The following is a 24,752-nucleotide window of genomic DNA, read 5'->3' as shown; positions in this document are numbered from 1 at the left end:
GCCTTCACCGGTCCGGCGTAGTAGTCGAAGGACCCGCTGTCGGTGCTGCGGGCCCGCCCCTGCACCTCCAGGTACGCCGAGGCAGCCGACTTCGCGCCGACCGCGGTGTCCTTGAGGGTGACCACGCAGTTGGTGCCGGTGCCCGCGTGGTAGAGCAGGAAGACCCGGCCCTTGCGCTGCCCGTCCCCGCCGGTGAGCGTCGCCGAGTCGATCACCTGGTAGCCGCTGCCGCACGCCTGGGCTGCCGTGTACGGGTTGGGCCGGCTCGACGGGGTGCGGCTGGGCGTCGGTCGGCTACTGGTCGTACCGGTCGGCGTGCCGCCCGGCGCCGTGGTGCGCGGGTCCGGGGCGGCGGTCGGCGCGTCGGTCCGTCCGCCGGAGCCGGTCGGTGCGGCAGACGCGGTGCGGTTGACACCGGGGGTGCCGCTGGGAGGACTTCCCGAGGTACCCGCACCTGCGTCGTCGAACGCGCCGCCGTCCGGGGCCACCGCCGATTCGCCGGCCAGCGCGGGCGGGTGCTCCGTCCCCGCCGGCTCCCCGTCGGGTCGCAGGGCCGCCACGGCCACCGCGATCAGGGCTACCAGAGCCACCGCGCCGGCCCCGACCAGCAGTTGCCGGCGTCGGCCGGACGAGCCGTTCCGGAACGCCTCCTCTCGGGTCGATCCCGGCCCGGTCACCGGCGAGGCCGCGAAGCCTGCCGGCGTGCGCACGGCGGCGGACCCGATCGGCGCGGGCTGCCCGGTCGGCGTCGGCCCGGTCGAGGGCGTCGGTGTGGACGGCGGCGCGGGGGTCGGCACGGGCGGTGTGACGTCCGGGGTGACCGCGAGGGCCGAGGGCGTACCGGGGGTTGGAGCGGCCAGGGCCCACGGTGGGCGGGCCGAGACCGGGATGCTCGCCAGGGTGGCGTCGCGGGCATCGGCGGCGGCAGCGGCCAACTCAGCGGCGCTGCCGAAGCGGTCCGCCGGACGCTTGGCCAGCGCGCGGGCCACCACGGCGGCGACCGCGGGTGGGGTGTCCGCCGGCAGCGCCGCCGGATCCTCCTGGGCGTGTCGGAGCGCCACCGCGAGGGGGTTGTCACCGTGGAAGGGCGGCTGCCCGGCAAGGCAGAAGTACGCCACAGCGCCGAGCGCGTAGATGTCGGTGGCGGCCGAGACCGGCTGCCCGGTGGCCTGCTCGGGGGACATGTACGAGGCGGTGCCGAGCACCATGTTCGCGGCGGTGAGCCCGGCCATGTCGCGGGACCGGGCGATGCCGAAGTCGACGAGCACCACAGAGCCGTCGGCCTTGACCAGCAGGTTGCCCGGCTTCACGTCCCGGTGCACGATGCCGGCGAGGTGGGCGGTGTGCAGCGCGTCCGCGGCCTGGGCCAGCACCGACATGGTGGTGGCCGGATCCAGGCGCCCCACCGCGCGCACCCGGGCGGACAACGGCTCGCCCTCGACGTACTCCATCACCAGGTAGTCGACCTGGCTGCCGTCGTCGAGCGTGGCCTGCCCCACGTCGTGCACCGGGACGACTCCGGGGTGCCGCAGGGCGGCCAGCATCCGCGCCTCGGCCCGGAACCGGGCGGTGAACTCCGGGTCGGCGACCAGCGACGGCAGCAGCACCTTCACCGCGACCTCGCGTTCCAGCAGCACGTCCGTGCCGCGCCAGACCGCGCCCATCCCGCCCGTCGCCACCCGCTCGCCCAGCCGGTACCGGTCGCCGAGCAGCACTCCCCGCGTCAACACCGGGCCACCGTACCGGCCGGCGTCAATCGGATTGATCCACCCCGTGGGGTCGCCGCCGGGGCGAGCGAGCGGCCGTTGCGCGCCGGGCCGACTACGCTGGCGGGGGTTCGTCCCACGGGGACTTCAGCGGCGAGGGGAGACGCGGCATGGCGTGGAGCTGGCGGTACGAGGGCACGGACGGCCAGACGGTCGAGGGACCGGCGGAGTCGTTCGGCAGCCAGGCCGACGCCGAATCCTGGATCGGTCAGACCTGGCGGGAGCTCGCGGCGTCCGGCGTCACCTCGGTCGCGCTCGTGGAGGACGACCGGGTGGAGTACCGGATGAGCCTGCTGCCCACGGCCGAGTGATGGCCTACGACCGCCCGGGCGGTGACGGGCTGGTCCTCGGCGTACCCAGGGCGGCGTTCCGGCCCAGCCCGGTCTTCCTCGGCCTGGTCGCGCTCTTCGCGGTCAGTGGGGTACTGACCTGGAACGGGTACGGCAGCGTCCGGTTCAACGTGTTCCTCTTCGTGGTGTCCGGCTGGCTGGTGTCGCTCTGCCTGCACGAGTACGCCCACGCGGTGGTGGCCTACCGGGCCGGCGACCGGGACATCGCCCATCGCGGCTACCTGACGCTCAACCCGTTCAAGTACACCCACCCGTTGTTGTCGATCGTGCTGCCGGTGGTGGTGGTGTTGCTCGGCGGGATCGGCCTGCCGGGTGGGGCGGTCTGGGTGGACCGGCACGCCATTCCGGGCCGACTGCGGCACACCCTGGTCAGCCTCGCCGGTCCGGCGACGAACGTGCTGTTCACGCTGGTGTTGGTGGCGGCGGTGCGGCTCGGCATCCAGTCTGGTGGCCCGGTGGAGTTCTGGGCCGGGGTGGCGCTGCTCGCCTTCCTCCAGCTCACCGCCAGTGTGCTGAATTTGCTGCCGGTGCCCGGCCTGGACGGCGGCAACATGATCCAGCCGTGGCTCAACCCGCAGTGGCGCAAGATGTACGACCTGTTCGCCCCGTACGGCTTCATTCTGCTCTTCGCGCTGCTGTGGAACCCGCGCATCGGTGGCTGGTTCTTCGACGCGGTCTTCACGGTCGGTGACCTGCTCGGCCTGCCCTCGTGGCTCTACGCCACCGGCCTGGAGCTGATCCGCTTCTGGCAGAGCTGACGGGGCCCGGCGACGGGCAGAGCTGACCGGCCCGGCGACGGGCTGAGCTGACCGGGCCCGGTGACGGGCTGAGCTGAGTGGACCCGGCCCGGTCGGCGCGACATCCTCGCGCCGGCCGGGCCGGCCGGCGTCAGGGACGCTGCGCCGGGGACTCGGTCTTCGCCGGGTTCCGCTCGACGATCGGCTCGACGATGTCGTCGATCGCCTTGAGCAGGTCGGCGTCGAGCTTCACCCCGACCGCCTTCACGTTGTCGTGCACCTGCTCGGGGCGGGACGCGCCGATGATCGCCGACGCGACGTTCCGGTTCTGCAGCACCCACGCCACGGCGAGCTGGGCCATGCTGAGCCCGGCCTGCTCGGCGAGGGGCTTGAGCTGCTGGACCCGGGTCAGCACGTCGTCGTTCATGAACCGGGAGATGAAGCCCTTACCCGACTTCTCGTCGGTGGCGCGGGAACCGGCCGGCGGCGGCTGGCCCGGCAGGTACTTGCCGGAGAGCACGCCCTGGGCTATCGGCGACCAGACGATCTGCCCGATGCCCAGCTCTTCGCTGGCCGGCACGACCTCGGTCTCGATGACCCGCCAGAGCAGCGAGTACTGCGGCTGGTTGGAGATCAGCGGGATGTGCAGCTCCCGGGCGAGCGGGTGGGCGGCGCGCAGCTGGGCGGCGGTCCACTCGGAGACGCCGATGTAGTGCGCCTTGCCGGAGCGGACGACGTCGGCGAACGCCTCCATCGTCTCTTCCAGCGGGGTGCTGTTGTCGTAGCGGTGGGCCTGGTAGAGGTCGACGTAGTCGGTGCGCAGTCGGCGCAGCGAGCCGTTGATCGACTCCATGATGTGCTTGCGGGACAGGCCACGGTTGTTGCGGGTGGGCCCGGTCGGCCAGTAGACCTTGGTGAAGATCTCCAGGCTTTCACGGCGCTCGTTCTGCAACGCCCGGCCGAGCACCTCCTCGGCTCGACCGGCGGCGTATCCGTCGGCGGTGTCGAAGGTGGTGATCCCCGCGTCGAGAGCGGCCCGGACGCAGGCGAACGCCGCGTCCTCCTCGACCTGCGAACCGTGGGTGATCCAGTTGCCGTACGAGATCTCGCTGACCATCAGGCCGGAACGGCCCAGGTGTCGGAATTCCATGTACCGACCCTAGCTCTAGTGGATCACCGGCGGCGATCGGCGACTCAGAGCACCGGGTTGGCGTCGGTGAGTAGCCGGTCGATCTCCTCCAGCACCTCGGCGCGATCGCGGTGCACCGGGTCGATGAGCGGGACGCCGCGCCGGTCCAGCGCACCCCACCGCCCGTTGCCGCTCTCGACCAGGAACGCCACCGGGTGGATGACAAGCATCGGGTGCGCCGGCGGGACCAGCACCGTGCCGGTGCGGTCCACCACGCCCCGCCGACCCGCCACGTCGACCACAGCGAGCCCCTCGTCGGTGAAACCGTCGATCTGCTGGCCGTCGGCCAACTCGGTGACGAAGCCGTGGTAGCGGGTGGGCACGACGATCCGACCGGTCCGGTCGACCGCCCCCCACCCCTCGCGCCGCACCGCGGCCAGCCCACGCCGGAACGGTCGTACCTCGGCGAAGTTGGGCGCGACCTGCACCGTGCCGGTCGCGTCGATCGCCGTCCAACCGCCCTCGCCGACCACCCAGGCCAGGCCGTCGCTGAACGGATGGGCGGCCCGGAAGGACGGCGGGATCACCGTCGTACCGAGCAGGTTGATCAGCGACCAGCGGTCGGTGTCAGGCCGGCGGACCCAGGCCAACCCGTCGTGGAAGGGCTGCGCCTCGGCGTACCGGGCGGGGATGACCACCTCGCCGTCCTGGCTGGTGTAACCCCACAGCGGCCCGTCCCGGTCCGGCACCGGGGGTCGGTCCCGGTCGAGCACCTCGTCCCGACTCCGGGGGTACGGCCCGAAGCCATCCGCCTCGGCCCGGACGGTGACCGCGTCGAGTGCCACCCGAACCCGGTCCAGCAGTTCGGCGTCGCCCGCGCCGCGCAGGTCGAGCGCCTTCTCGAAGTGCGCGCAGGCCTCCATGAGTCGTCCCTGGTCGTAACACGACCGCCCGGCGTGCTCGTGCAGCGCGGCCCGCAACCGGTCCGGCAACTCGACCGAGTTGGCCTGGGCGAAGAGTTGGTCCGCCTCGGCGAAGTCGCCGCGCCAGCGCAGCACGTGGGCCAGCCGGGCCTGGGCCAGCGCGGTCCGGCGCAGCTCGCCGGTGGCCTCGGCGTAGGTGAGGGCGAGCCGACCGTCGGCAAGCGCGTCGTCCAGGTCACCGAGAATCCGCGAGGCCACCGCCCGCAGGCTGAGCAGCCGGGCCCGAGCACGGTTGTCGACCGCCGAGCCCAACTTCTCGGTCAGCCCCCGCCGGATGGCCCGCAGGTCGTCCGGGTCCGTCAGCTCCTCGCGCAGGGTGACCCGGTCCAACCGCCACCGGTACGCGGCCAGCACCTGCTCCGGGTCGCCCGGGTCGGCCAGCGACGGGCGGGTCACCACGGGTGGCGCGTCGACGGGTGGCGCGGACACCGGCACGTTCTCGCCGTCCGAACCGCTCCTCGGACCGGGTACGGCCGAGGCGGGTGGCCCGGACGTCGGCTCCACCGACGCCGGTGGCCCGGAGACGGGGACTGCCTCGGGCGTTGGCGGCCCGGAGACGGGAGCTGCGGCGGGTGGTGGTGTCGAGGCTGGTGGCGCGGAGACGGGCGCCGCCGAGGCCGGTGCCACAGCCGGCGGTGCGGAAATGGACGCTGGCGGCGCGGAGACCGGCGCTTCGGGGTGTGGCTGCGTCGGCGCGGGTGGCGCCGAGACGGGCGCGGCGGGATGCGGCCGCGTCGGCGCGGGTGGCGCGGACACCGGGGCTGCGGTCGACGCTGGCGGCGCGGAGACGGGCGCGGTGGTGAGGGGTGGCGCGGAGGCCGGTGCAGCGGCGGTGAGGGGTGGGGCTGAGGTGGGCGCTGGCGGGGCCGATACCGGCGGTGCCGGTGGTGCGGAGACCGGCGGGACCGAGGCGGGCGGTGCGGATACCGGCGGTGCCGAGGCGGGCGGTGCGGAGACCGGCGGTGCGGAGACCGGCGGTGCGGCGTCCGCTGGCTCGCCGTGTGGCGCGAGTGCGTCCCTCGGATCGTGCTCGACCGGCTCGGTGTCCTCGTAGGCCGAAGCGAAGGGCCGCTGGTCGGCCTCGCCCTCGGCTTCGAGGTCGGCTTCGGGCCGCTGGTGGGGCATCGCGACGACAGGCGCGCCGGAGACGGGCTCGTCGCCGTAAACCGTTCCTGTGTCGACAGCGTCGATCTCGCCGGAAACGCCGACCTGGTCCGCAGCCGCAGTCAGCGGGTCGTCATCCAGGTCGTCCGGCCAGAGCCCGGGGGCACCGGAGACCGGTTCAACGGGCGGCCCGGAGACGGGTTGGGCAGGTGGCGCGGAGACCGGGTGGGCGGGTGGCGCGGAGACCGGGGCGTAGGCGTCGTCTGGTGTCCATCCGCCGGCGTGCTCGTCGGCCACGTCGAGGTGGGTATCGGCCCTCGGCGTCGACGTCTCCTCCGCGTCCGGTGTGGCCGGGGTCGTGGCGAGGTCGGGGTCGCCGGCCGTCGACTCGTCGTCGGCCGGGTCGAACGACTGCTGATCCGTCGGCGACTCACCCTGGTCGGAATCAGCGGGCTGAGCGGGGCTGAACCACGCTTCCGGCCCGCGGGTGCCCGGGACGTCGTCCGGCTCGCGAACGGGCGCCACCGGCTCTTCCGAGGGCGGCGGGGGTACGTAGCGGCGCGGCGTACCGGGGGCCGGCGGGAGCGCCGGCACGACGTCCTCCGCCGGCGGCTGGGAGGCCGCAGGAGCCGGAGCCGCGGGGGTCGGGTCGGCCGGGGGTGGGGCGGGACGGGTCGCCGGTGGCTCCGGAGCCTGCCAGGTGGGTGGCGGGGCGACCGACGGGCGTGCGTCCGCCGTCGGGGTCGGTCGTTCCGGCGAGTACGGGCGCTGCGGCGCGGCCGGGCGATCGGCGGAGTGCGACCGTTCCGGGGCGGGCGCGCGGTCCGGGGAGATCAGGCGGCGGTCGGTCGGTGGGGTGCCGGCCAGCGGGTCGCCTACCCGAGGGTGGCCCGGCTCCTCGCCGCGCCGTTGCTCCGCCGGGCGGTCCCCGGTACCGGGGTAACGCGGTGGCGGGGTGGGGTGCGCCCCGGACGACGGTGGCGGTTCGGCCAGCGGCCGACGTCCCGGTGCTGGCGCGGCAGTCGACCGCTCGTCGGCGTCGGGCGGGTCCACCGGCGCGGGCAGGTACTCCAGCCGCAGGCGCGCGGCGGGTGGCCCCGAGACGGGCCGGTCGGAGGCGGGAGAGACCGGGGCGGCCGACACCGGTCGGTCCCAGCCGGGCGCGGCGGGAGAGACGGGTGCTGGTGACACCGGCCGTTGCGGGGAGGCGGGGGACGCTGACACTGGTTGGTCCCAGCCGCGGGCGGCGGGGGAGTCGGGTGCTGGTGACACCGGCCGCTGCGGGGAGGCGGGGGAGACCGGGGCGGCCGACAGCGGTCGGTCCCAACCGGGCGAGACGGGGGCCGAAGACACCGGTCGCTCCGGGGAGACCGGTGGGACCGGCATGGCACGGCCGGCCGCGGGCGGTGCCGTCGCGGCCGGGCGTACCTGTCGATCGTCGTACCGCGCCGGGGTGGCCGTCGGTCGCTCGTCGGGCCGGGACGGCGTGGCCGCCGGCCGTTCGGTCCGGGCGGCCGGCCGCGACGCGATGCCCGGCTCGGCGCTGCGGTGCGGGTCCGCGGTGCGGTGCGGGTCGGAACTGCGGTGCGGATCGGGACTGCGGTGCGGGTCGGGACTGCGGTGCGGGTCCGCGATGCGGTGCGGATCGGGACCGCGGTGCGGGTCGGGACCGCGGTGCGGGTCGGTACCGCGCGGTCCTCCGGTGCGCTGTGGCTCTGCGGTTCGGGGTGGGTCGGTGCGGTGACCCGGTTCCCGAGTGCGGTCCGGGGTGCGGTCCTGGCGCACCGGACCCGGCGGCGGCCAGGGCAGACTGCCGTCCGACCGTTGGCCCGGCTGCGGCCGGGGCTCGCGGTAGGCGTCCTCACGAGGCGCGTCCTCGCGGTATCCGTTCTCGCGGTACGCGTCCGGGCGGGCCTGCTCGCGGGGTCGCCGGTCCGGGTACGCCTCGGCGCGGGCCGCCGCCTCACGGGGCTGCTGCCAGTGCGGGTCGGGGTCGGGCCGGCGCCGGTCGTCGTCGAGGCGGGGCTGGTCAGGCAGGTCCGGTTCGGGGCGACGACGTCGTCCATCGTTGGGCGAGGGCGCCGCGCCCTCGTCAGCGCGGTAGCGCGGCTCTGGGCGGCGCAGGTCGTCGGCGGCCCGGTCCGGGTATCCGTCGGCCCGGTATCGCGTGCGGCCGTCCACGGGTGCCCACGGGTCGGCCCCGCCGGCGGTCCGGCCGTCGTGGTCGCGGGTGGGTCGGGTGGCGTACCCGTCGTCGGGGTGCCGCTCGTAACCGGCGGCCGGTCGCTCCGGTGTGCCGCGCCGACGCGGTCCGTCGTCCGGCTCGGGCACCCAGCCGGGTTCGGGTCGTGGCGCGGGGGAGACCGGCGGCGTGCCCCGGTAACCGCGATCCCGCTCGGTCGGCTCCTGTCGGGGGCGGTGGTCGTACCGCTCGGGATTGGGCTGGTCCCGGTGCCAGGCGGCTTCCCGCGCGGGTCCCCGCTCCTCGACGGGGCGGCGGTCGGACCAGGCGGTACGCCGGTCCGACTCAGGAGAGCGGCGGTCGTCGCGGCGGGGTGGCTCGGGCAGCGGACGACGGTACGGCTCGTGGTCGTAGTGGGGGGAGTCGGCGTTGCCGGGCCGGCCGTAGGCGGAGGTGTCCGCCGAGCGCTCGTCGCCTCGGGGCCGGCCGTAGGCCGGTGTCTCGCCCGGCTCGTCGTCCACCCAGGACCCGCCCTGGGGTGTCTGTTCCGCCGGTGGTTCGTCGGACCACGACCGGCCGAGGTAGGTGCCGTCCGGGCGGGTGGGCGCGAGGGGTGGCACTTCGGCCCGGCCGGACACCGTCGCCCGGCCGCGCGGTGGCGGCTGGTGCGGCCTGCCGATGTCGCCGGGGTAGCGCTGGCCGGGGAACTGGGGGTGCCACTCGGTGGTCGGTTCGACCACCCAGGACGGTTCGTTCGGGTCTGACCACCGGTCGGTGTAGCGGCCGTTCATTCGTCGAGCCCGTCGCCACACCCGGCCGTCGGGCCGATTCTCGCCGGGCGTGAGCTGTCCGCAGCCGTCGTCGGGTGACCGCTGGGCGTCCGGTCGCCGCCTGCCACGCCCCGGTGGCCGACTCGCGTCCGCTCGCTCACGCGTTGTCACCTCGTTGCAAATTGTCGCGCTGGGGCCGCACATGCCGGTCAGGTCGCCGCTTCGGCAGGCCGTGGCTGCGGATGGAGGGTAACGGCGTGGGCTCGCTCACCGCCACTGTGGCGCCGCCCACCGGCGCAAACGTTATCCCATTGGTTTCGGACATTTGGTCCTATAAGCGAATCTGGACTCCGACCCTACCGCACTCGAAGACCACCTGGCTGCGGCAGGATCGCCGCGCTCGTCAGGGATGTTCCATGATGAGGACGGCGAACGTGCCGGGAGCGAGCGCCTCGTAACGGTGCGGAGCGTCGCCAGGGAACGTGGCGTAGTCACCGGGGTCGAGGTCGACAGGCGCCCCCTCGGGCCCTGCCCGCAGTCGGCCGGCAGCGACCACCACGTGCTCGATGCTGCGGGGGGTGTGTCCCTGTCCGGTGCGGACCGCGCCCGGTTCCAGCCTGATCAGGTAGACGTCCCGGCGCAGGTGCGCCGCGCCGGCGCTGAGCAGAGTTCCGCTGAAGTCGGCCTGCTCGGAGCGGACGTGCGGCCCGTCCCCCGCCCGGATGACCCGTACGCCGTCGTCGGCGGGCTCCACCAGTCGGCTGAACGGCACGCCCAGCGCGACGCCCAACGCCCAGAGCGTCTCCACGCTCGGGTTGCCGGTGCCCGACTCCAGTTGGGAGAGGGTGGACTTGGCCACCCCCGCCCGGCGGGCCAGTTCGGTCAACGAGATGCCGACCCGTTCCCGCTCCCGGCGCAGGGCGGCGGCGATGGTGGCCAGCGGGGCAGCCGGTTCCGAAGGCATGCCTTCGCTCCATTGGGTCGAACGTTCGGTGTGGCGAACAACGGCAACCCGTTCAGCATGATGAACGCGCGCCGAGGTCCGCGCAGATACGGCGAAACTGCTGCCTCTGAGATGTCTGAGGCAGCAGTTTCGCTGAAGTCGCGCGGATCTTGTGGCGTGGGAGCCCGGGGTCAGACCTTGTCGCCGAGATTGACCTGGGGCGCCGGGGCGCGCATCCGCCGGAAGGTGATCGACCGCATGACCGCGTAGAGGTAGAGCGAGCCCATCCGCTGGTCGGTCTTCGGGAACCGCTCCCGGACCAGCTTGCTGATTTTGCGGCAGATCAGCACCGAGTCGACGACCACGCCCAGTGCCAACGCGCCCCAGAGCACGTTGGAGATCAGTCGGACCGGCGCCGGCATGGCCGCGTTCGACCCGACCAGCACGATCAGCGCGCCGCCGAAGAACCAGGTGCCGACGGTACGGCGGGAGTCGACCACGTTGCGGGCCAGCAGCCGCTCCGGGCCACGGTCGCGGGGGCCGCCCTCGCGGCGGAACTCCGACGCGGCCTCGGCGCGCAGTTGGCGGCGACGCTCCCGCTCCTCCTCCTTGGTGAGGGGGCGGCTGGGACCGGCCGGGCGACGGCCGACGGTTGGCCGCTTCGGCGTCTCCCGACCCTTGGCCGGGGTGTAACCCCGGGAACGCTCAGCGGTCTCCTCGGGGGTCACCGAGGTGACGGCCTCGTCGACGAGGTCGGTGGACTTGCGGCGAAAGAGCGACGGCACGCGGCAAGGGTAGCCAACGACTCGCGCCCGGTGCACATCGCGGTACGGCGGCCGACGGCTCCAGGTCGCAGCGCGACCTGGAGCCGTCGGAGCCGAACGATTGGTGAGAGAGGTTACGGACGCTCGGCGTGCGCGCCCAGGTCGGCAAGCTTCGCCTCGAAGTCCTCGTAGCCCCGGTTGATCAGGTCGACGCCGTACACCCGGGAGGTGCCCTCGGCCGCGAGCGCCGCGATCAGGTGGCTGAACCCGGCCCGCAGGTCCGGGATGACCAGGTCGGCGGCGTGCAGCTTGCTCGGCCCGGCGATCACCGCGGAGTGCTTGAAGTTGCGCCGGCCGAAGCGGCACGGAGTGCCGCCGAGGCAGTCCCGGTAGACCTGGATGTTGGCACCCATCGAGTTGAGCGCCTCGGTGTAGCCCAGCCGCTGCTCGTAGACCGTCTCGTGGACGATCGACAGGCCACGGGCCTGGGTCAGCGCCACGACCAGCGGCTGCTGCCAGTCGGTCATGAAGCCGGGGTGCACGTCGGTCTCCAGCGCCACCGCGTTCAGCTCGCCACCCGGGTGCCAGAAGCGGATGCCGCCCTCCTGACCGGGGTCGCCCAGCTTCGGCGCGCGGGCGTCGGTGACCTCGTACTCGCCGCCGACCGAGCGGAAGATGTTCAGGAAGGTCATCATGTCGGCCTGCTGCGCACCCAGCACCTCGACGTGACCACGGGTCGCCAGGGCGGCGGCCGCCCAGCTCGCCGCCTCGATCCGGTCCGGGATCGGCCGGTGGGTGTAGCCGTGCAGCTTGGGCACGCCCTGGATCTCGATCACCCGGTCGGTGTGGACCTTGATGATCGCGCCCATCTTCTGCAGGATGCAGATCAGGTCGATGATCTCCGGCTCCACCGCGGCGTTGCGCAGCTCGGTGACGCCCTCGGCCATCACGGCGGTCAGCAGCACCTGCTCGGTGGCGCCGACGCTCGGGTACGGCAGGGCGAACTTGGTGCCGTGCAGCCCGTTCGGCGCCGACAGGTGCAACCCCTCCGGCCGCTTGTCGACGGTGGCGCCGAACTCGCGCAGCGCCTGGAGGTGGAAGTCGATCGGGCGCGGGCCGATGTGGCAGCCGCCCAGATCCGGGATGAACGCGTGCCCGAGGCGGTGCAGCAGCGGGCCGCAGAACAGGATCGGGATCCGGCTGGAACCGGCGTGCACGTTGATCTGGTCGGTGCTGGCGCTCTCCACGTTCGCCGGGTCGAAGACGAGCTCGCCGTCCTCGGCGCCGTCGGTGACCTTGACGCCGTGCAGCCCGAGCAGACCTCGCACCACCTCGACGTCGCGGATCTTGGGCACGTCGAACAGCCGGCTCGGGCTGTCGCCGAGCAGCGCGGCGACCATCGCTTTCGATACCAGGTTCTTCGCGCCGCGCACGCGGATCCGCCCTTCGAGCGGAGTACCTCCGTGCACAACCAGGACGTCGTCGGTCAACGCAACCTCCAGCGCGTCGGTGCTGCCGTGTTGATGGTGGGGGGCATGAACGTTGTCTCTACCCCGGATGCGGCCATATCGAAACGGCCCGCGTGTGTCGTCGCTCGGGCAGCATAGCCCTCGGTGACGAAAAAGGACTCGGTCACATCGGCGTGTGTGGCATTAATCGGTGATCCGGCACTTTTGCGTACCAAGAGCGCTACGGATCGTGATCAGGACACTGCCGGCGGCGGAGTGTCCGCGCCGGGCAGGGCGAGCATCTGATCCAGCGCGACCCGGGCGTGGTGCGCGGTGTCGACGTCCACCGTGATCTGGTTGACCACCCGGCCCGCGACCAGCTCTTCGAGGGCCCAGACGAGGTGCGGCAAATCGATCCGGTTCATCGTCGAGCAGTAGCAGACGGCTTTGTCCAGGAACATGATCTGCTTGTCCGGGTGCGCCAGCGCGAGCCGGCGGACCAGGTTCAGCTCGGTGCCGAGCGCCCACGCCGAGCCGGCCGGAGCCGCCTCGATCGTCTTGATGATGTATTCGGTCGACCCGACGTAGTCGGAGGCCGTGACCACCTCGTGCCGGCACTCCGGGTGGACCAGGACGTTGACCCCGGGCACCCGCTCCCGCACGTCGTTGACGCTCTCCAGGGTGAACCGGCCGTGCACCGAGCAGTGCCCCCGCCACAGGATCATCTTGGCGTCGCGCAGCTGCTCCGGGGTGAGCCCGCCACCGGGCTTGTGCGGGTCGTAGAGCACGCAGTCGTCCAGCGACAGGCCCATCTCCAGCACCGCGGTGTTCCGGCCCAGGTGCTGATCGGGCAGGAAGAGCACCTTCGACCCCTGCTCGAAGGCCCAGTCCAGGGCGCGCTTGGCGTTGGACGAGGTGCAGACCACGCCGCCGTTGCGGCCCACGAAACCCTTGATGTCAGCCGAGGAGTTCATGTACGTCACCGGCACGGTCTCGCCGGCGATGCCCAGCTCGGTCAGCGTGTCCCAGGCGGCCTCGACCTGGCCCAGCACCGCCATGTCCGCCATCGAGCAACCCGCCGCGAGGTCGGGCAGGATCACCCGCTGGGTGTCGGTGGTGAGGATGTCGGCGCTCTCGGCCATGAAGTGCACGCCGCAGAAGACGATGTACTCCGCGTCCGGGCGGGCCGCGGCCTCCCGGGCCAGCTTGAACGAGTCGCCGGTCACGTCTGCGAACTGGATCACCTCGTCGCGCTGGTAGTGGTGCCCCAGCACGAAGACCTTGCTGCCCAGCTTCGCCTTCGCGGCGGTGGCGCGGGCCACCAGATCCGGATCGCTGGGCGCCGGCAGGTCGCCCGGACACTCGACGCCGCGCTCGGTGTCGGGGTCGCTGCCCCGGCCGAGAAGCAGCAGAGCCGTCGCCGTGTTGGAGGGTTCCACCCAGGTCGAAGTCACGTAATCCATGGTCCCACAGCGCGAGCGCGGCGCAGCTTCGCTCGGTGTGGGCTGCCACACTGCTCGGCATGCGCGTGCTGCTCTGCCCGGACAAGTTCGCCGGCACCCTGTCCGCACCGGAGGTGGCCGCTGCCGTCGCCGTCGGTTGGCGCACCGTCACCGACGGAGACGATCTGCTGATCCGACCGCTCGCCGACGGCGGACCGGGCTTCGTGGAGGTGCTCGCCGAAGCCCTCGGCGGCCGGCGGGTGCCGGTGTCGACGGTCGACCCGCTGGGCCGGCCGGCGGCCGGTGAGATCCTGCTCACCGCCGACGGCGCGACCGCCTACCTGGAGAGCGCGCAGGCGTGCGGCCTGCACCTGCTCTCCGCTGCCGAACGCGACCCGAAGACCACCACCTCGTACGGGCTGGGTCTGTTGGTGGCCGCCGCGGTGGAGAGCGGCGCCCGCACGGTGGTGATCGGGCTGGGCGGCTCCAGCACCAACGACGCCGGCGCTGGAATGCTCGCCGCGCTGGGCGTGACCCCCCTCGACCAGGGCGGCACTGCCCTCCCGTACGGCGGGGCGGCGCTCGCCGCGGTCGACGCGCTGGACGGCGCGCCCCGGCTGCGCGGCGTCCGGCTTGTCGCGGCCACCGACGTGGACAACCCCCTGCTCGGCCTGCACGGCGCGAGCAACGTGTTCGGGCCGCAGAAGGGCGCCGACCGGGCTGACGTACTGCTGCTCGACGCCGCCCTGGAGCGTTTCGCGGCGGTGCTGGAACGGGACCTGGCCGGCTGCCCGGCGGGGCTCGGGGCGCTGCCCGGGGGCGGGGCCGCCGGCGGCATCGGCGCCGCGCTCCTCGCCCTGGGCGGCGACTGCGAGTCGGGGATCGGCCTGGTCACCCGGGCCACCCGACTCGACGCCGCACTGGACACCGCGGACCTGGTGATCACCGGTGAGGGGTCGTTCGACCACCAGTCGCTGCGCGGCAAGGTCGTCGCCGGGGTGGCCGGCGCCGCCCGCGACCGGGGAGTGCCCTGCGTGGTGGTGGCCGGGCAGGTGAGCACCGGCCGGCGGGAGGCCGCCTCGGCCGGGGTGACCGACGCGTACAGCCTGGTGGAGCACTTCGGCGGCGAGGAGAGCGGCGGGCTCGACGCGGCGCTGAGCCGGCCCACCGAGGGGCTGCGCGAGCTGGGCGCCCGGCTCGCCCGGCAGTGGAGCCGCTGAGCGTCCTGACCGTCCGCGCGCCCGCCCTGACCGGGGCCGACCTGGGGCGGCGGTCACGCCACGCGGGTGAGCCCGGCCGGGGCGGCGTACGATCGGCTGAGGACCACAACCGGGAATCACTGGACGGCGCGCGACGTTGGCCAGTGCGTCCGGACCCAAAACCGCGCAGGGAGACTTCCACGTGACCACGCCAGCGCAGACCGAGTCGACCGAGGCCCAGGCCCCTACTTCCGTCGTCCTCACCGACGTCGCGGCGCAGAAGGTCAAGGCCCTGATCGAGCAGGAGGGCCGCGACGACCTGCGGCTCCGCGTCGCCGTGCAGCCGGGCGGCTGCTCCGGCCTGCGGTACCAGCTCTTCTTCGACGAGCGTTCGCTCGACGGTGACGTCGTGACCGACTTCGGTGGTGTCGAGGTCGTCGTCGACCGGATGAGCGCCCCGTACCTTTCCGGCGCGACGATCGACTTCGCCGACCGGATCGACGCCCAGGGCTTCACCATCGACAACCCCAACGCGGGCAGCTCCTGCGCCTGCGGTGACTCGTTCAACTGAGTCACACCACACCCACCAGCGACGATGGGGCCGTTCTCTCCGGGACGGCCCCATCGTCGTACCGGTCGGCGGTCGCACCGGTCTGGGAGCGGTCCCGACGGGGTCGTGGCGGGCTGGTTGCCGTTGTCCGACCGAGCGGTGACCATCGGGTTGCCGTGCCGGTAGGCTGACCGCGCCCTGCTCCCGACCCCGAGGGTTGACATGAAGATCGCCGTCACCGGCTCGATCGCCACCGATCACCTGATGAGCTTCCCCGGTCGCTTCGCCGACCAGCTCATCGCCGATCAGCTCCACAAGGTGTCCCTCTCCTTCCTGGTCGACGACCTGGTGCTCCGCCGAGGTGGTGTGGCGGCGAACATCTCCTTCGGGATGGGTCAGCTCGGCCTGCGCCCGGTGCTGCTCGGCGCCGTCGGCGCCGACTTCGCCGACTACCGCTCCTGGCTGGAGCGCCACGGCGTGGACTGCGACTCGGTACACATCAGCGAGGTGGCGCACACCGCCCGCTTCGTCTGCACCACCGACACCGACATGTGCCAGATCGCGTCGTTCTACGCCGGTGCGATGAGCGAGGCCCGCAACATCGAGCTCGCCCCGGTCGCCGACCGGCTCGGCGGTCTCGACCTGGTGCTGGTCGGCGCCAACGACCCCGAGGCGATGCTGCGCCACTCGGCCGAGTGCCGCAGCCGCGGGTACGCGTTCGCCGCCGACCCGTCCCAGCAGCTCGCCCGGATGCCCGGCGAGGACGTGGTGGCGCTGATCGAAGGCGCCGAGTACCTGATGACCAACGACTACGAGAAGTCGCTGCTGCAGAGCAAGGCGCAGCTCAGCGACGACCAGTTGCTGGACCTGGTCAAGGTGCGCGTCACCACGCTGGGCAAGCACGGTGTGGAGATCGCCGGGCGCGGCATCGACCCGATCCACGTACCGATCGCGCGGGAGATCCGGGCGGTCGACCCGACCGGTGTCGGCGACGGCTTCCGGGCCGGCTTCTTCACCGCGCTCTCCTGGGGCCTCGGTCTGGAGCGGGCCGCCCAGGTCGGCTCGCTGCTGGCCACGCTGGTCCTGGAGACCGTCGGCACCCAGGAGTACGACGTCCGCCGCGACCTGTTCGTCAAGCGGCTGGCCGAGTCCTACGGCGACGCCGCGGCGGAAGAGGTCAGCCCCCACCTCCTCCCGTAACCCACCCCGCCCCCGCCCCACCCCGGCGATCTCGCGCTTTCTGTCGGCGTATCGCGGCTTCTGCACCCCTTTGTCCACGCAGAAACTGCAAGATCGCGGGGTGGGCGGGGTGAGGCGTGGTGCGCGGGAGTGACGCGGGGTGGCGGGGTTAGTGGGTGCGGCGGACGTCGTAGGCGGGCCCGTCCGGGCCGTCGACCGAGCCGAGGAACTCCTGGCCGCGCATCCGGCACCAGGCGGGGATGTCGACCGCCGCCGCCGGGTCGTCGGCCAGCACCCGGACCACAGTGCCGACCGGCACCTCGGGCATCCGTCGCGCCGCGGCGATCACGGGCAGCGGGCAGCGTTGCCCACGGCAGTCGATCACCTCGTCCGGCATGGTCACAGCCCCACCACCCCGGCCTCGGCGCGCAGCCCGGCGACGATCCCCGGCAGCTCGGTCAGGAACCGCTCCACGTCCGCCTCGGTCGTCTCGCGGTGCAGGCTGACCCGCACATTGCCGTGCGAGAGCACCCCCATCGCCTCCAACACGTGCGAGGGGCGCAGCGTGGACGAGGTGCAGGACGAGCCGGACGACACGGCGAAGCCCCGCCGGTCCAGGGCGTGCAGCAGCGCTTCCCCGTCGACGTAGAGGCAGGAGAAGGTGACCAGGTGGGGGAGCCGGAGCACCGGGTCGCCGACCACCTCCACGTCGGGCACCTCCGCCGCGACCCGCTCCCGGACCCGGTTCACCAGGGCGGCCAGCCGGGTCGCCTCGGCCGCCGCGTCGGCCGCCGCCGCCCGCAGGCTCGCCGCCGCCGCCACGACCGCCGGCAGGTTCACCACCCCCGGGGTACGTCCGCTCTCCCGCTCGTCGGCCGGCCAGGGTGACTCCCAGCGGGCGCCCTTGCGCACCGCCAGCACTCCCACCCCGGGTGGCCCGCCCCACTTGTGGGCGCTCGCCGTGAGCACCGACCAACCGGCCGGCAGGGGCACCCGACCCACCGACTGCGCCGCGTCCACGTACAGCGGCACACCCGCGTCGGCGCACGCGGCCGCCGCCTCGGCGACCGGCTGCACCGTCCCCACCTCGTGACTGGCGGTGATCAACGCGGCCAGCGCGACCCCCGGGGCCTGAACGGCAGTCGACCATGCGGTCAGGTCCAGCCGGCCCAACCTGTCGACCGGCACCTCGGTGGCGGACCCGCCCGCCGCGACGTGCCGCTCCGCCGCGTGCAGCACCGCCGAGTGCTCGATCGCCGAGTGCACGAGCGTCGACCCGACCCGGCACCGCCCCGCCAGACCCCCGAGCACCGCGCCGTGGGCCGCTGTCGTACCGCTGGGGGTGAAGGAGACCTCGTCGGCGCGGACGCCGAGCGTCAGCGCGGTGGCCTCGCGGGCGGCGTCGAGCAGTTGCCGGGCCCGGCGGGCCTGCGTGTACAGCTTGCCCGGGTCGGCCCAGCCGTCGTCGAGCGCGGCCAGCAGCGCCTGCCGCGCGACCGGATGCATCGGCGCGGCGGTCGCCGCGTCCAGGTAGACCGGGGATGCGCTCACAGACCCGCCTTCGTTCGCGACTGCGGGGCTCGCAACCCCGGCTCGCTCCTCGCGCTCACACAGCAACACGCTATCGCGGCGGTATGCCCAGGATCCCCCCGATGGGGGGCGGACAGTGACCCCACCACGGCCGAGTCCGTCATGGTCGAGTAATCTGCGACCGTCGGTGACGCCTTTGCCGCCGGTGCTGACGAAGGACGCACCGCGGCGCGCTAGGGAGGCAGGACCAGGTGGTCGCAAGGAGTTCGGAGGTACGGCCGTCGGCCGTACGGCACAGCGCTTCCCCAGGGGTTGGTGGACGCCGGGGGCGTGGTGCTGGTCGCCTGGCCGGGCTCGGTCTCGGTGGCGTCGCGTTGCTGGTTCTGCTCACGGGCTGTGACGTGGGTCAGACCTTTGACGGCTTCGGCTGGCCGCAGGGCGGCATTTCGGCCGAGTCCAAGCGGATGTACGACCTGTGGATCGCCTCCTGCATCGCCGCGCTCGCGGTCGGCGTCTTCGTGTGGGGCCTGATCTTCTGGTGTGTCGTGCGCTACCGCAAGCGTGGCAACGCGCTGCCGGTGCAGACCCGCTACAACATGCCGATGGAGTTCCTCTACACCATCGCGCCGATCCTGATCGTCTCCGTGCTCTTCTACTACACGGCGATCGTGCAGACCGACGTCGACAAGTTGTCGAAGAACCCGGACGTCACGGTCGAGGTCGTCGCGTTCAAGTGGAACTGGCAGTTCAACTACCGCGACGGTCAGGGCCCGGAGGCCCGCACCACCGCGTCGACGCTCGGCACCAGTGAGGTCATCCCGGTGCTGGTGCTGCCGACCAACAGGTCCATCCGGTTCGAGGAGACCAGCCGCGACGTCATCCACTCGTTCTGGGTGCCGGAGCTGCTCTTCAAGCGGGACGTCATGCCGGGCAAGATCCGCAACGTGTTCGAGGTCTCCAGCCTGGACGCCGAGGGTGCCTACGTCGGGCGCTGCGCCGAGCTGTGCGGCAGCTACCACGCGTTCATGAACTTCGAGCTGCGGGTGGTCTCGCCGGAGAAGTACGACCAGTTCCTCGCGGCCAAGCAGAGCGGCAAGTCCACCCAGGACGCGCTGTCCGCGATCGGTGAGGACCCGTACGCGGAGACCACCAAGCCGTTCGACACGCGGCGGACGCAGGACAACTTCAACCCGGACGATGTTCCGGCCCGCACGGGAAGCTGAGGCAGCCGCATGAAGACCGAGTGGCGTATCTTCCTGATCATCGCCGGGTTCCTCTTCGGTGCCACCATCCTGTACGGCGCCTGGACGAACGGGGAGTCGGGCGGAGTCGAGTGGGTCGGCACCGTCGCCCTGCTGCTGTCGTTCCTGCTCTGCTCGATGTGCGGTGGCTTCTTCTGGTTCGTCTCCCGCCGGATCGACCTGCGCCCGGAGGACCGCCCGGACGCCGAGATCGCCGATGGCGCTGGTGAGGTCGGCTTCTTCAGCCCGGGCAGCTACTGGCCGTTCGGTCTGGCGCTGGCCGCCGCGATCGCCGCGCTCGGCCTGGTGTTCTGGCAGTTCTGGCTGATCGGCGCCGGCCTGCTGGCCGTTGTCTTCGCCGCCTGTGGGCTCCTGTTCGAGTACTACAGCGGCACCCGGCGCACCGCCGAGCACTGACCCACCCGGTCGCCGTCGCGACCGACCCCGCACGACGAAGGCCCGTTCCCTGGGAGGGGAGCGGGCCTTCGATCATGCGCAGGCCAGGTCGGCGGCGCTGGTGGGGAGACGAGCTGCGGTTCGGCGGCCGCTGGTGGTGAGGCCGCGCTGCCGTGGGGCGGCGCTGCGGCGCTGCGGCGCTGCGGCGCTGCGGCGCTGCGGCGCTGCGGCGCTGCGGTGGGGCGGTGCTGGTGGTGAGGCGGTGCTGCGGTGGGGCGGCGCTGCCCTGGGGCGGTGCTGGCGGTGAGGCGGTGCTGGCGGTGAGGCGGCGCTGGTGGTGAGGCGGCGCTGCGGTCAGGCGGCGTGGCGGCGGGCGGGCTGGCGTCGGCGGGCGGCCAGCCGGGTGACCGGGAAGGTGAACGTGCCGACCATCACGGCGGTGCCGCAGCCGGTGCAGATCAGCTCTGGACAGTCGGTGCCGTGGCCGTCGACGCAGGGCGGCGCCTCGAACAGCGCCACGCCCTCGCAGACGTCGCAGTAGAGCTCGCGATGCGACACGGGCGTCTCCTCTCGATACCAGGCGGACCGCCCCCGGATGCGACAGTGACGCACCGACGGCAGCAGAGAACTACTCAGCTGTAGTTTCCCAGACGGGTCCGACAAATCTCCGCGCACGGTCGCCCGCTCGACGTCATCCGGGTGTGATCCACTCGACTTCATTGAAGTCGGGGCTTTACGGCTGCCCGGACACCGCGGGTTCAAGGAATCCGAGTCGATCACGCCCGAGACTCCGGCCGCAGACGGCGCCGGCGGGTCAGACCGTGTCGACGGCACTGACGGGTCAGACCACGCCGACGGTGGTGAGGTCTAGGCGGTGGCGGTCTCGATCCAGCGGTCCAGGGTCGCCGCGGCCGCGCCGGAGTCAATCGACTCGGCAGCGCGGGCCAGGCCGGCGCGGAGCGCCTCGGTCAGGTCGCCGTCCAGCGGGCCCTGAGTGGCCAGCGCCGCCGCCGCGTTGACGAGCACCGCGTCCCGGACCGGGCCCGTCTCGCCGGCCAGCAGGCGACGGGCCACCCCCGCGTTGTACGGGGCGTCACCGCCCCGCAGGTCCGCCAGGGTGGACCTGGGTACCCCCAGGTCAGTCGCGTCCAGGACGGCCTCGCGTACGGTGCCGCCCTGGGCCGCCCAGATCCGGGTCGGCGCGGCGGTGGTGAACTCGTCCAGCCCGTCCTCGCCGCGCATCACGATCGCCGAGTCGCCACGGGCCGCGAACACGCTGGCCATCACCGGGGCCATCCGCAGGTCGAAGCAGCCGACAGCGCCGGCCCGGGGGCGGGCCGGGTTGGTCAGCGGCCCGAGGAAGTTGAAGAAGGTGGGTACGCCCACCTCGCGGCGGACCGGGCCGGCGTGCCGCATCCCGGGGTGGAAGCGGGCGGCGAAGCAGAAGCCGATGCCGGCCTCCTCGACGCAGCGGGCGACCTGCTCCGGGCCGAGATCCAGTGGGATGCCGAGGAACTCCAGCAGGTCGGCGGTGCCGCACAGGGAGGAGGCGGCCCGGTTGCCGTGCTTGACGACGCGGACGCCCGCGCCGGCGACCACCAGCGCCGTCATCGTGGAGATGTTCACCGTGTGGGCGAGGTCACCGCCGGTGCCGACCACGTCGAGCGCGGTCAGGCGCATCTCCTCGGGGAGCGTCACCGGGACTGCGCGACCCAGCATCGCCTCCACCAGGCCGGCCAGCTCGGCGGGGGTCTCCCCCTTGGCCCGCAGCGCCACGGCGAAGGCGGCGATCTGCGCCGCGCTCGCCGACCCGGTCATGATCTCGTCCATCGCCCACGCGGTGTCGGCGGTGGAGAGTTCGTCACCGCGCAGCAGCGCGTTGAGCAGATGCGGCCAGGTCCGATCGCCCATGGCGGGCCTCCCGAGCATGCGAAGTGCGGGTGGGCTGGAACCGGCGCCGAGGAGATCCGGCGCCGTGCGGTGCCGGAGAAGCGGGGACGTCAGGCGGGTGCGTGCGTCCGCAGCAGCTCGGCCACCGTGCCGCCGGTGGTCACCGGGTCGAGCGGGTGCACCAGCGTCGCGTCGACCTCGGCGTACGCGGCGAGCCATCGGTCGGCGGCGCGGGCGATCACCAGGCAGGTCGGGGGAGCGTCGTCCCGGTCGTCCTTGATCTGCCGGGCGATGCCGATGCCGCCGCCCGGGCTCGCCTCGCCGTCGAGCAGCAGCAGGTCGATCTCGTAGTCGTCGACCAGCCGGATGGTCTCCGCGTAGGTCGACGCCTCGACGAACTCGATCTGCAGACCGGGCGCGGGCCGGGTGCCGACAGCCATCCGCATCCGATCACGGACCTGCGGGTCGTCGCTGTAGAGCAACACGGTGCAAAGACGATCGGTCATGCCGGAACTCCCACCTCGTAGCTGCTCGCAGATCGTACCGGTCGGCGTGACGTAGCCGACATCCCGCCCGGCGTCGTGCGTCGGGGCGTACCGTCCGGGCAGCTCAGGCGGGCGCGGCGTCGGCGGCGCGCTCGCGGGCCTCCTGGCGGTCCAGCTCGCGGTCCACCCGGCGGGCCTCCCGCTCGGACTGCTTGACCCACTGCACGACCAGCACCGCGAGCATCGTCACACTGACGAACTCGCCACCGGCCCAGAGGATGCCGCCGGCGACCACCTGGTCCTGCCAGGGGTCGACCCAACCGAGGTTGAGCGACGGGTACCAGTCGCCGCCGAAGAGCGTGCTGCTCTGCATGATGGTGAGGCCGAGCACTGTGTGGAACGGCACGGAGAGCAGCATCAGCAGCGCCCGCGCCGGGTACGGCCAGCGGCCGGGCAGCGGGTCGAGGCCGAGCAGCGGCCAGAAGAACACGCAGCCGGTCATGATGAAGTGCGCGTGCACCAGTTCGTGCGCCCAGGCGTGTTCGAGGGTGTAGCGGTACAGATCACTGAAGTACAGCACGAACGGGTTGACCACGAAGATGGCGAACGCCACCAGCGGGAAGCTGTAGACCCGGGCGACCCTGCTGTGCACGATCGCGAGCAGGCGCTTGCGTGGCCGGACCGGCAGGGTCCGCAGGGCCAGGGTCATCGGCGCGCCCAGCGCCAGGAAGATCGGCGCCACCATGGACAGCACCATGTGCTGGATCATGTGTACGGACAGCAGAGCGGTGTCGTACGCGTGCAGCCCGCTGACCGTGACGAGCGCGATGCCGCCCAGCCCGGGGCCGAGGAAGAAGACCGTACGGGCGACCGGCCAGCGGTCGCCCCGCAGGCGCAGCCGGTGCACCCCGTAGAGGTACAGGCCGGCGGCGAGCACCAGACCGAGGGCCAGCCAGCTGTCCAGCCGGGTCTCGCTCAGCACCGCGCCGACGGTGAACGGCGGCGGGGCCGAGGTGGCGGCGAAGATCGGATCGACGTGCAGCACGCTTTTCAGGCTAGGCCAGGCGAACCGGACCCTGACGCTCGGGCCACGGAAGGCGCAGGTTTGCCACCCCGCTGATCGCCGGCCCCGGTCAGGGGCAATAATGACGGCGTGACTGCGGCCCCAGCCATTGACAAGAGCCGGATCCACTCTCTGACCCGACCGAACATGGTCAGCGTCGGGACGATCGTGTGGCTCTCCAGCGAACTCATGTTCTTCGCGGCGCTGTTCGCGATGTACTTCTCCATCCGCGCGGCAGCGCCGGAGCAGTGGGAGAAGCACACCGAGGCGCTGAACATCCCGTACGCGACCACCTTCACGGTGATCCTGGTGCTGTCCTCGGTGACGTGCCAGCTCGGCGTCTTCGCGGCGGAGAAGGGTGACGTGCACGCGCTGCGGCGCTGGTTCACCGTCACCTTCGTGATGGGCCTGATCTTCGTCCTCGGCCAGCTGAACGAGTACCGGCACCTGGTCGCCGACGGCATCAAGATCAACGGAGACGGGTACGGGTCGGTGTTCTACCTGACCACCGGCTTCCACGGCCTGCACGTGACCGGTGGTCTGATCGCCTTCATCATCTTCATGGTCCGTACGACCATGGGCCGGTTCACTCCGGCGCAGGCGACGTCGGCGATCGTCGTGTCGTACTACTGGCACTTCGTCGACGTCGTGTGGATCGGGCTGTACGCCATGATCTACTGGCTCCAGTGATCTTGCGCGTCACATTCCGCGCTGCTGCTCCGTCCCCTGAGACAGGTCCAACCGGTTAAGGACACCGCTCATGACTTCTGACAACGACCGCCGACGCGGTCTGCTCGCGCGGTTGCGTGAGCGGCCCGCCGCGCGCAGCAGGGGCCGCCGCCGGCTGGGCGCCGCGGTCCGGCTGATCGCCGCGCTGATGCTCGCCGGCGGCGCATACACCGTCTTCGCCCCGGGCGCGCAGGCGCAGGACAACCCGCAGCTGACCGGCGCCGCCGCCGAGGGCAAGGCGCTGTTCGACGTAAGCTGCGTGACCTGCCACGGCCGCAACGCCCAGGGTGTCGAGGGCCGCGGGCCGAGCCTGATCGGCGTCGGCGCGGCATCGGTCGAGTTCCAGGTCAGCTCCGGGCGGATGCCGCTGGCCCGCCAGGAGGCCCAGGCGCACCGCAAGCCCCCGCTCTTCACCGACGAGCAGACCCGCCAGCTGGCCCAGTACATCCAGGAGCTCGGCGGCGGCCCGGTCGTGCCCGAGGGCGACGACCTCCGCGAGGACGGGAACATCGCGGCCGGCGGTGAGCTGTTCCGGATCAACTGCTCGCAGTGCCACGCCTTCGGCGGCGGCGGCGGTGCGCTCTCCTCGGGCAAGTTCGCCCCGAGCCTGCACCCCGCTACCGACCGCCAGATCTACGCGGCGATGTTGAGTGGCCCGCAGAACATGCCGGTGTTCGGCGACAACCAGCTCCGGCCGGAGCAGAAGGCCGACATCATCGCCTACATCCAGGAGACGCTGAAGCACGACCAGGACCCGGGTGGGTTCAACCTCGGGCGGTACGGCCCGTCCACCGAGGGTCTGGCGATCTTCCTGGTTGGCATCGTGGCGCTCGTCTTCGCTAGCCTGTGGATTGCGGGTAAGTCGTGATCGA

Annotated in this window: 21 protein-coding genes and 1 pseudogene; 9 read left to right on the top strand and 13 right to left on the bottom strand. The window is 72.7% G+C overall.

The annotated features are described in order from the left end of the window. Positions 1-272: 272 nt before the first annotated feature. A pseudogene (locus ABZU74_RS15160) lies at positions 273-1,730 on the bottom strand (protein kinase); the annotation flags it as partial. Positions 1,731-1,876: 146 nt separating this feature from the next. Here ABZU74_RS15160 and ABZU74_RS15155 point away from each other — a divergent pair. Beyond that, positions 1,877-2,077 carry a hypothetical protein gene (locus ABZU74_RS15155; protein WP_030337978.1) on the top strand — a complete coding sequence of 67 codons (201 nt, stop codon included), beginning with the start codon at positions 1,877-1,879 and terminating at the stop codon, positions 2,075-2,077. Beyond that, positions 2,077-2,874 carry a site-2 protease family protein gene (locus ABZU74_RS15150; RefSeq protein ID WP_355423273.1) on the top strand — a complete coding sequence of 266 codons (798 nt, stop codon included), beginning with the start codon at positions 2,077-2,079 and terminating at the stop codon, positions 2,872-2,874. The genes ABZU74_RS15155 and ABZU74_RS15150 overlap by 1 nt, the downstream gene beginning before the upstream one ends. Before the next feature lie 130 nt (positions 2,875-3,004). Here the strand turns inward: ABZU74_RS15150 and ABZU74_RS15145 are convergent, their stop codons facing one another. The 6 genes from ABZU74_RS15145 to nadA form a co-directional block, all read right to left on the bottom strand. Beyond that, positions 3,005-4,003: an aldo/keto reductase family protein gene (locus tag ABZU74_RS15145; RefSeq protein ID WP_355423270.1), complete on the bottom strand. Its 999-nt coding sequence runs from the start codon at positions 4,001-4,003 to the stop codon at positions 3,005-3,007. A 44-nt stretch (positions 4,004-4,047) separates the two neighbouring features. Continuing rightward, a complete protein-coding gene (locus ABZU74_RS15140; RefSeq protein WP_355423267.1) occupies positions 4,048-9,042 on the bottom strand; it encodes a WG repeat-containing protein in 4,995 nt (1,664 codons plus the stop codon). 382 nt (positions 9,043-9,424) lie between these two features. Beyond that, entirely contained in the window at positions 9,425-9,985 is a 561-nt protein-coding gene (locus ABZU74_RS15135) for an XRE family transcriptional regulator (RefSeq protein WP_355423264.1), read from the bottom strand. A 170-nt stretch (positions 9,986-10,155) separates the two neighbouring features. Then, complete coding sequence (locus ABZU74_RS15130) at positions 10,156-10,749, bottom strand: DUF3043 domain-containing protein (protein ID WP_355423261.1); 594 nt, start codon at positions 10,747-10,749, stop codon at positions 10,156-10,158. 113 nt (positions 10,750-10,862) lie between these two features. Then, entirely contained in the window at positions 10,863-12,218 is a 1,356-nt protein-coding gene (gene murA / locus ABZU74_RS15125; protein ID WP_203177790.1) for a UDP-N-acetylglucosamine 1-carboxyvinyltransferase, read from the bottom strand. Positions 12,219-12,430: 212 nt separating this feature from the next. Further along, positions 12,431-13,630, bottom strand: a complete 1,200-nt coding sequence (nadA, locus tag ABZU74_RS15120; protein ID WP_355423258.1) for a quinolinate synthase NadA — start codon at positions 13,628-13,630, stop codon at positions 12,431-12,433. A gap of 68 nt (positions 13,631-13,698) precedes the next feature. Between nadA and ABZU74_RS15115 the strand changes: the two genes are divergently transcribed. From ABZU74_RS15115 to ABZU74_RS15105, 3 genes are all read left to right on the top strand, one after another. Further along, positions 13,699-14,838, top strand: coding sequence for a glycerate kinase (locus ABZU74_RS15115; protein ID WP_355423375.1), 1,140 nt, complete (start codon positions 13,699-13,701; stop codon positions 14,836-14,838). Positions 14,839-15,019: 181 nt separating this feature from the next. Further along, complete coding sequence (gene erpA, locus ABZU74_RS15110; RefSeq protein WP_030337969.1) at positions 15,020-15,388, top strand: iron-sulfur cluster insertion protein ErpA; 369 nt, start codon at positions 15,020-15,022, stop codon at positions 15,386-15,388. 201 nt (positions 15,389-15,589) lie between these two features. Then, positions 15,590-16,567 carry a carbohydrate kinase family protein gene (locus ABZU74_RS15105; protein ID WP_355423255.1) on the top strand — a complete coding sequence of 326 codons (978 nt, stop codon included), beginning with the start codon at positions 15,590-15,592 and terminating at the stop codon, positions 16,565-16,567. Positions 16,568-16,715: 148 nt separating this feature from the next. On the opposite strand, the gene ABZU74_RS15100 is transcribed toward ABZU74_RS15105, so the two are convergent. Then, positions 16,716-16,949 carry a sulfurtransferase TusA family protein gene (locus tag ABZU74_RS15100; RefSeq protein WP_196918979.1) on the bottom strand — a complete coding sequence of 78 codons (234 nt, stop codon included), beginning with the start codon at positions 16,947-16,949 and terminating at the stop codon, positions 16,716-16,718. Beyond that, complete coding sequence (locus tag ABZU74_RS15095; RefSeq protein WP_355423252.1) at positions 16,946-18,097, bottom strand: aminotransferase class V-fold PLP-dependent enzyme; 1,152 nt, start codon at positions 18,095-18,097, stop codon at positions 16,946-16,948. The genes ABZU74_RS15100 and ABZU74_RS15095 overlap by 4 nt, the downstream gene beginning before the upstream one ends. A 230-nt stretch (positions 18,098-18,327) precedes the next feature. Between ABZU74_RS15095 and coxB the strand changes: the two genes are divergently transcribed. Both coxB and ABZU74_RS15085 read left to right on the top strand, forming a co-directional pair. Further along, positions 18,328-19,299: a cytochrome c oxidase subunit II gene (gene coxB / locus ABZU74_RS15090; protein ID WP_355423249.1), complete on the top strand. Its 972-nt coding sequence runs from the start codon at positions 18,328-18,330 to the stop codon at positions 19,297-19,299. A 9-nt stretch (positions 19,300-19,308) separates the two neighbouring features. Further along, positions 19,309-19,734: a cytochrome c oxidase subunit 4 gene (locus ABZU74_RS15085; protein ID WP_355423246.1), complete on the top strand. Its 426-nt coding sequence runs from the start codon at positions 19,309-19,311 to the stop codon at positions 19,732-19,734. A gap of 333 nt (positions 19,735-20,067) precedes the next feature. On the opposite strand, the gene ABZU74_RS15080 is transcribed toward ABZU74_RS15085, so the two are convergent. The 4 genes from ABZU74_RS15080 to ABZU74_RS15065 all read right to left on the bottom strand — a co-directional run bounded on the left by ABZU74_RS15080 (position 20,068) and on the right by ABZU74_RS15065 (position 23,142). Beyond that, positions 20,068-20,271, bottom strand: a complete 204-nt coding sequence (locus ABZU74_RS15080; RefSeq protein ID WP_355423243.1) for a hypothetical protein — start codon at positions 20,269-20,271, stop codon at positions 20,068-20,070. Between the two features lie 309 nt (positions 20,272-20,580). Then, the gene (gene trpD / locus ABZU74_RS15075) at positions 20,581-21,624 is read right to left on the bottom strand and encodes an anthranilate phosphoribosyltransferase (protein ID WP_355423240.1); all 1,044 of its coding nucleotides are present in this window, start codon (positions 21,622-21,624) and stop codon (positions 20,581-20,583) included. 89 nt (positions 21,625-21,713) lie between these two features. Then, entirely contained in the window at positions 21,714-22,109 is a 396-nt protein-coding gene (locus ABZU74_RS15070) for a hypothetical protein (protein ID WP_196925327.1), read from the bottom strand. Between the two features lie 103 nt (positions 22,110-22,212). Beyond that, a complete protein-coding gene (locus ABZU74_RS15065; RefSeq protein WP_355423372.1) occupies positions 22,213-23,142 on the bottom strand; it encodes a cytochrome c oxidase assembly protein in 930 nt (309 codons plus the stop codon). A 99-nt stretch (positions 23,143-23,241) separates the two neighbouring features. Between ABZU74_RS15065 and ABZU74_RS15060 the strand changes: the two genes are divergently transcribed. Further along, entirely contained in the window at positions 23,242-23,841 is a 600-nt protein-coding gene (locus tag ABZU74_RS15060) for a heme-copper oxidase subunit III (RefSeq protein ID WP_091408043.1), read from the top strand. A gap of 70 nt (positions 23,842-23,911) precedes the next feature. Next, positions 23,912-24,748 carry a cytochrome c gene (locus ABZU74_RS15055; RefSeq protein WP_355423236.1) on the top strand — a complete coding sequence of 279 codons (837 nt, stop codon included), beginning with the start codon at positions 23,912-23,914 and terminating at the stop codon, positions 24,746-24,748. Positions 24,749-24,752 lie beyond the last annotated feature (4 nt).

The organism is Micromonospora sp. NPDC005171, assembly GCF_040608575.1.
Lineage (GTDB): Bacteria > Actinomycetota > Actinomycetes > Mycobacteriales > Micromonosporaceae > Micromonospora.
Note: the sequence above shows the minus strand (reverse complement) of the source record. Positions and strands in the feature narration are given on the sequence as shown.